We start from the raw sequence: 7,339 nt of genomic DNA, 5'->3' as shown, positions 1-7,339 counted from the left end.
ATTTTTTTCTAATTAAGTATTTTTATCGATTTTATCATGATCTTACCTCTGTCTCACATTTATTTGAAATGACTATAAATGTTGATTTTGGTTAAGTGCGATCGCCCTTTTTTTACTTATACCAATTTAATGTGAAGTTGCATATATTTCGCTCCCCCTCGCATACCCCCTACTCCCCCTTAATAAGGGGAGTAGGGGTTGACTTTGACCAAGCTCTTGTCCCACCCCCTACTCCCCTTAATAAGGCAGGGCTGTTTCATTCTCACGAAAATCAGGCTTTTGTAGGGGCGGTGCCCCCGTGCCCGCCCCCCCACGGACGATGAAATCGATGTTTCAAATATCGGGCCAACCGGGCGTGGGATTGCCCCTACAAGAGAATGAAACAGCCCTGCTTAATAAGGGGGGTTAGGGGGGATCAGATTCTATGCAACCTCATATAAAATTGGTATTAAGGGCGATCGCACTTTTCTCTCCTTTCCTAAACCAGCATGAAATTAGCAGATGTTATCGCATTGGCACTCACTCCAACCATCACACCTAACTGCTCCCCTGTCAAGAGATTCTTGATGAGAGTTCCCTGAGTATTTTGAGTTATTTCCAACTGACCAAAACTCAAGCCACCGCTTAATCCAATCAAATCTTGACCGATGGTAAAATCAGCGATGATATCAAATCCTTGACCAGTTGTTAAGGCAAAGATATCATTGCCGCTACCGCCAATCAAACTATCATTTCCCATGCCTCCGTAAAGGATATCGTTGCCTTTGCCACCAGTGAGAGTATCGTTGTCTGCGCCTCCGAACAGAGTATCATTTCCGGCACACCCTCCCAGGATATCTGCTCCTTCATCACCGTTGATTAAGTCATTACCTTCGCCGCCGCAGATTGTATCATTTCCCTGTTGTCCAAACAGATTGTCATCACCTTGACTACCAAGCAGGATGTCGTTACCTTTGCCTCCATATAAGGTGTCATTATCCTTACCACCATCGATGAAGTCATCATCTTTGTTGCCATAAATGATGTCAATACCTTCGCGGCCATGTAAGAAGTCATTGCCTTTGCCTCCGAAGATTAAATCGTTACCCGATTCGCCAAGGATGATGTCGCTTCCTTCATCTCCGTAGAGAGTATCTTCATCTTTGCCTCCGGCGATGAAGTCATTGCCTTGGTTGCCATTAATAATGTCATTATCGGCACCACCGTATAAGTTGTCATCCCCGGATTTGCCCTCGAATATGTTGGCAGCATCGCTACCTAGTAATTCATCGTTTTGGGCAGTGCCTATCTGAATGCCGGATGCGCCGAGTATGGTGTTTTCAACTGAGTTGGGTCGGTTTAAGTTGGGATAGGTAATTTTGTCGCAGATGCACTCATCGTCTGAGAGGTTATTAGTTGTTGGCGTGGGAGTTGCTGTTTCCGATGGTGTCGGTGTTTCCGAGGCTGTTTCCGATGGTGTCGGTGTTTCCGAGGCTGTTACTGATGGGGTCAGAGCGATCGGTGGGGTGGGAGCGATCGGTGGGGTGGGAGCGATCGATGTTGGTGTGTCAGTGCCGGTTTCGGTGCCAGGGGCGCTGCCGGTGTCCTCAGATGTAGGTTCCTCGGGCTCGATCGCCTCTGTGGCATCAATAGTCTCGACAACGGGGCGAACAGTAGGGTCATTAACCTTCACCTTCTCGATCCGAGCCAGAATCGCCTCTTTGGTGTTGTTAGCAAGGAACTCTTCAACAGTCACAGTTCCCGCCGCCAAATCGGATAAACCGACAGCAATTTGACCTACAGACACCGCCTGCAATTTCGTGATCTCAAGGGCAATATCTTTGATGGGGCGACCGCTAGCGACGAGATCCTTGACCATTTGATTGCCCAGAGCCATGATTTGAGCCGCAGCAGCAGCACTCGCAGCCAGTTGTGTCGGGTTGATTTTGGGGTCAGACTCTGCTGCTTTGGTAATGGCTGCTTGGAGAATAGCCAAGATTGTTTCTGTTTTGCCTAAATCTACAGCAGCGCCACCCTTGAGTTGATTGGCGATCGCCCCGATACCACTAAATGCGAGTTGAGCAACTTCTGTTTCCGAAACCCCCTTGATGAATTTCGCTATCTGGACGATCGTATTTTGCACCAGAATCATCGAGCCGAATACCGATACACCATTCGCGTCCCCTTTGGCGATCGCCTCTAAGGGGTCGTAGCTACCTAAATCAACTCCTGCGGGCAGTCCTAACGCTGCTTTCACCTGAGTTTCCGCTGTTGCTGGGTCAAGGCCTTGCTGCACCATAGAGGCGATCGCCGTTGTTAAAGGTGTCACAACCGTTGACTCTAGGATAGAAGTCAGTGGCGTAGCCATCGGCAAACCCGTTGCAGCATCCACCCCGCCAAGGATGTCCATCCCTCCCATGAGAACAAACTGGCCTTCGGTATAGTCGAGTTCACCATTTTGGTTGGTATCAAACTTTTCGACTTCCACATTCAGATCGATACTGCCATCTGCCCTGGTAATCGTAAACGGTTCATCCTCATCCAACATCCCGTTTAAGTTGGCATCGAAGAACACCTTACCGCTACCAATGTAACCGTCTATGACACGACTCTTGTAGTATGTCCTTACTGTGTCTGTGTTAAGTGTTTGCTTTGTGGCGCTGACTAAAACACCTGTGGCTCCGAACACTCCCAGATAATTATTAGCGGTACCGCTTGTTTTACCGACGTTAATGCTTTGCAGCGTTTTGGCTGGGTTGGGATAGAACTTGAACCCGAATATGGCGGGATCGTTGACATCTTGATAACCTGCTTCAGTTGTATCAAGGCTGCGATCCATTCCGTCGATCAGATAGTAATTGGACGATGTTTCGGTAATTTCATCAAACCAGTCGGGAACAGTGACCTTCTTTTCTACGTATGTGCCATCGCTATAGTAAAAAGTCACCGGCATCCCAGTGCTGCCATATGTACTGGTAGCGAACAGGTGGATTTCTGAATACTGGTTGGGCGTAACTGGGAAGGTAAAGAATGTCCAGTCATTTGCAAGAACTTTGGCGTTGTTGCCGTTATTGGTGTTGTTGTAGCCTAGTTGAACGTCGGGATGGTACGTATTCGCTGGGAAAAAGCCGTTGTCAGGCAAACCGTTGCCATTCGCACCGTTTTTAAACGTTGCAAAGGACTGAGTGAGTAGCGTTTCATTCCCGGTACTCAGTGGAGCTTGTGTGCTGTCTGTGACTTCTCCCGCGCGGTTGACAATCACATCGCGATTGAATACTGATGTGAGGTCAAAATCTGTATTAGTAGATTGCCGATACTCAAAATTATCAACTCCGGTCACGATTTTGACATCGCCATTCCGAGCAACAATTCGCCATACTGCTGTAGCTGTCTCGGTAAACTTATAGTCTTCTTTCTTACCGGTCAAGAGCAAGATATCGTTGCCATCTCCTCCGTCAATAGTATCGCTGCCCTCCCCAGAATCTAGGTAATCATCGCCAACGCCACCGAAGAGAGAGTCATCCCCAGCACCACCGCTTAGGGTATCTTTGCTACTTGTACCAGAGGTCGATCCGTTCCCTTCGCCATAAAGAGCGTCATTGCCATCTCCACCTTGGATAGAGTCATCGCCCTGTTGACCGTAGAGAGTATCGTTGCCAGTTCCGCCTTCGAGGGTGTCATTGCCCTCCCATCCGTGAAGTTCGTCATTACCTTCATCACCCCTGAGAAGATCGTTGCCACTCTCACCCAGGAGGATATCGTTACCGGCTTGGCCAGAGAGGGTATTATTCTGACTGTTGCCCTTAATTTCTTCGTTATTAGGTGAGCCAATGACATTTTCAATCGAGGTTAACAGATCTGTATTGCCAGCAAATTTGGCCTTGCCATCGTTTAAATTGACATTAACAGAACCACTAGAAAATCTGTAATCAGCAGTATCAGTTCCGTCACCTCCATCAAGGACGTTGCTGCCATTGCCACCAGAGAGCGTGTCATTGTCTGCTTCACCATTGAGAGAGTCGTTACCATCTCCACCATCTAAGACATCGTTACCACTCCCACCACCGAGAACGTCGTCTCCTGCTTCTCCACTCAGGATGTCATCATCGTCATGACTAAAGAGGCGATCGTTACCGTCACCACCCTTGAGGTAATCTTTACCCCCAAAGCCTTCAAGGAAATCATTGCCACCTCGACCAAAGAGCGAATCACTACCGTCCCCGCCGTTTAGAGAGTCGTTGCCTTTACCACCGTCGAGGAAATCGTTTCCTGTTTCTCCTCGGAGTATGTCATTGCCATCTTCACCGCTAAGAATGTCATCATCATTCCCACCAAGGAGCAAATCGTCACTCAAACCGCCGAAGAGAGTATCCTTACCATTTCCACCTTCGAGTGTGTCTTTGTCGTTGCTACCGTTGTAGTTTCCTCCCGTTTTTCCGTTGTCTTCGCCATAGAGAACATCATCCCCATCTCCACCTTGGAGGAAGTCGTTATCTCCCTGACCAAAGAGAACGTCCTTGCCATTTCCGCCCTCAATGGTGTCATTACCCTGATAGCCGTGCAGTTCGTCATTGCCATCCTGACCTTTCATCAAATCATTGCCATTCCCACCATAAACACGGTCATCATCCTGGTCAGCATTTAGGGTGTCATTACCATCGCCACCATCAAGCAAGTCCCGACCCTCATAACCGTACAGGAGATCATCGTCAGCATTACCATAAAGGAAGTCAGAACCCGAACCCCCAACAAGTGTGTCTCTGCCTTCATTGCCTTCGAGTTTGTCGTTGCCATTATGGCCCTCCAGCCAATCGTCATCTTGTTGACCCTGGAGGAGATCGTCACCATCGGCACCTTTGAGAGTGTCGTTGCCCCTACCACCTGCTAACAGGTCATTTCCTTCGTCGCCATGCAACGTATCATTGCCATCCTGACCTTCGATTCGGTCATTGCCCGACCAACCTTCTCCTTTGTCATTCCCCGACCCCAAGATGAGATGGTCATCTCCACCCTTACCTCGAATATAGTCATCACCTCCCTTTGAGTCATATTTGTTGTTTCCATCATCCAAAAATTCGTCATCACGATCATCATCCGGGCCGAAACCCAGGAAGTCCCCCAAGTCTTTAAACGCACCTTCAAAAAAGTCACCTATTTTAGTAAAGGTATTGAGTACACCTGATGTAACACTATTAAATCCATTAACAACCCCATCAATGGCTATATTTACAGCCTCAGTGATTGCACCCAGGGCACCGCCCGTCACCTGGTCCAACAAATTTCCGATACTTGTGAGCGGAGCTAGTGACACGGTAAAGTCACCTTTGAGCGGCCCAGCCTCATAACCTACCTTTACCTTGGAACCACCAGGTGTACCATCTGAGGTAATCTCAAGGTCTGCCTGAACATTGCCAACGAGCTTGAGATCGTAGCCTATTCGACCTTTAACTGTTAGCTGGCCATTCTGTAGGCTAATGTCGGCACTGCCTAAATTTTGACCCAAGATTTTAGCTGTCCCTCCGATTTTGATATCGGTGGGACTTTTAATATCAATTATTGCGTTCTCGATTGATAAGACTCCGAATAAGTCAAGATTTCCTTGAACTTTTAGCCCATTTCTATCCGCATTAATTTTGGCTCCGGCAACTTCTTGCCCAAGAATCTTCACCGAACCCGATCCACTGGCCGTCTTCTTGTCAATATCAACTGAAAAATCGTTAATGTCTAGTGCTACGGCTCCTAAATCAAAATCAAAATCTTTGATTTTGGCACTCGTGGTTGTAAATTCCACGTTTGCTTTAGCAACAGTCTTGCCAAAAATCTCAAGCTTAGCGTCCCCTTTTAGATATTGCTCAGTGGGACTGACTTTGAGTGCTAAATCGACAGTCTTATCATCAGCACTCTCGGCTCCTGTGAGTTTCAAAAATCCCAAGTCAATTTCAGGAATCTGTAAAACTCCTTCTAAACTTGGATTGATTACATCGTAAGGATTAGCGTTAAGAGTTAGAGTAGCTTTTTTTCCCCAAGCCTCTACCTGACCATTAATCCCAAAACCTTTTGTTAATTTCCTCTCGCCAACCAGTGTCTTAATCTCTGTATCAAAAGGCACTAATTTGAGGAGTGGATCGAGTTCTGTATTTGCATCAAGGCCATCGATAGATACAATATCTACATTCAGAACTTCCTTCAAAAACGATTCTGCCGTTTTGACAAAACCGACTTCCTTACCCACTTGTTTGATTAGATAAGAACCGACTGGCCCAGTCCAAAGGTCAACTATGTTGATGGGATCGTTGACTGTTAATTCCACAGCAAATTTCTTTGGCTCCTTGCTATCCACCGCGAAAGCCGCATCGAGATTGTACTTTCCAAACTGCAACTCTGCCACGAATCCAACATTTTTAATCGAGGGCGGTGCGTAGGTTCCACCTAGCTGTATAGCTAAATTCCGAATTTCTGAATCAGGTAAGCCAAAGGGATTTTCCCAAGGTTCTGTTGGCGCAAGTTGAAGGCTACTTGTGATCGATTCAGGTTGGAAAATAATCTCTCCCCCAACGTTTAATTCGGGTTCGTTGTCTTGGAAAGGATCGTAACCTTTAATACTTACGCTTCCTCCAATCCCGAACTTGGGCGTAGAAGTGGTTGTCGTATTGATGTTTAATTTAGCACCTGTAAGTTCAATCCACAGCGAATCTTGCTTCAATAGCGTTAGTTTTTCTGTGCTTAAATTTGCAGTTACGCTCAATTCCTGGGGAGTCTCTGTTGTAATCTCAGTTTCCAGCTCTATCTCTTTAATTTTTAGGTTCTCATTAATGAAGTCTAAGACATTGGGTTTTCCCCCATCTTCCTCTTCTTCAAAATTCACCTTTCCAGCGAGTGTGTAAGTAGGAGTGATGGTATTCAGTTCCGATATGGTTAAGCTAGGTTCGCTAATCGGTATCGTTAGATCGCCTGCAATTTTAGTAACAAGAGGAAGAACTGTGAACTTACTGAAATCTACCTCACCATCGTATGTGACTGTGAGTTCATTGTTTTCATACTCAACAGTTAGTGGGTTGACTTTCTCGATCAATTCTTTGAGAACTGACTCTACTACACCAGATACATTAATTCCGCTACTTGTCAAGTAACTTTTTAGTTCAAGCCAGTTATCAATCTTAGAATCGCTAGTTGCGAATTTCCAAGTAGTTGCACCCGTAATCCCAGCATAATTGTTACCAGCTAAATCTTTAATTGCACCAGCAGCAATTTCAACGTAGTAACCAGTACCTTGCGCTAAATCTGCCGTGGGGTTAACTGTGACGGTACTACCGCTAACAGTGACATTTGTGGAGGTAACATTTATAGTTTCAACCACCGT

The 7,339-nt window shown here is 46.5% G+C and carries 1 protein-coding gene; it reads right to left on the bottom strand.

Translation table 11 applies throughout. The annotated features are described in order from the left end of the window. Positions 1–478 precede the first annotated feature (478 nt). Entirely contained in the window at positions 479–7,336 is a 6,858-nt protein-coding gene (locus tag QUB35_RS37925) for an Ig-like domain-containing protein (protein ID WP_333148095.1), read from the bottom strand. Positions 7,337–7,339: the final 3 nt, after the last annotated feature.

The sequence above is a fragment of the Microcoleus sp. B13-B6 genome, from assembly GCF_036705405.1.
Classification (GTDB): domain Bacteria; phylum Cyanobacteriota; class Cyanobacteriia; order Cyanobacteriales; family Microcoleaceae; genus Microcoleus.
Note: the sequence above shows the minus strand (reverse complement) of the source record. Positions and strands in the feature narration are given on the sequence as shown.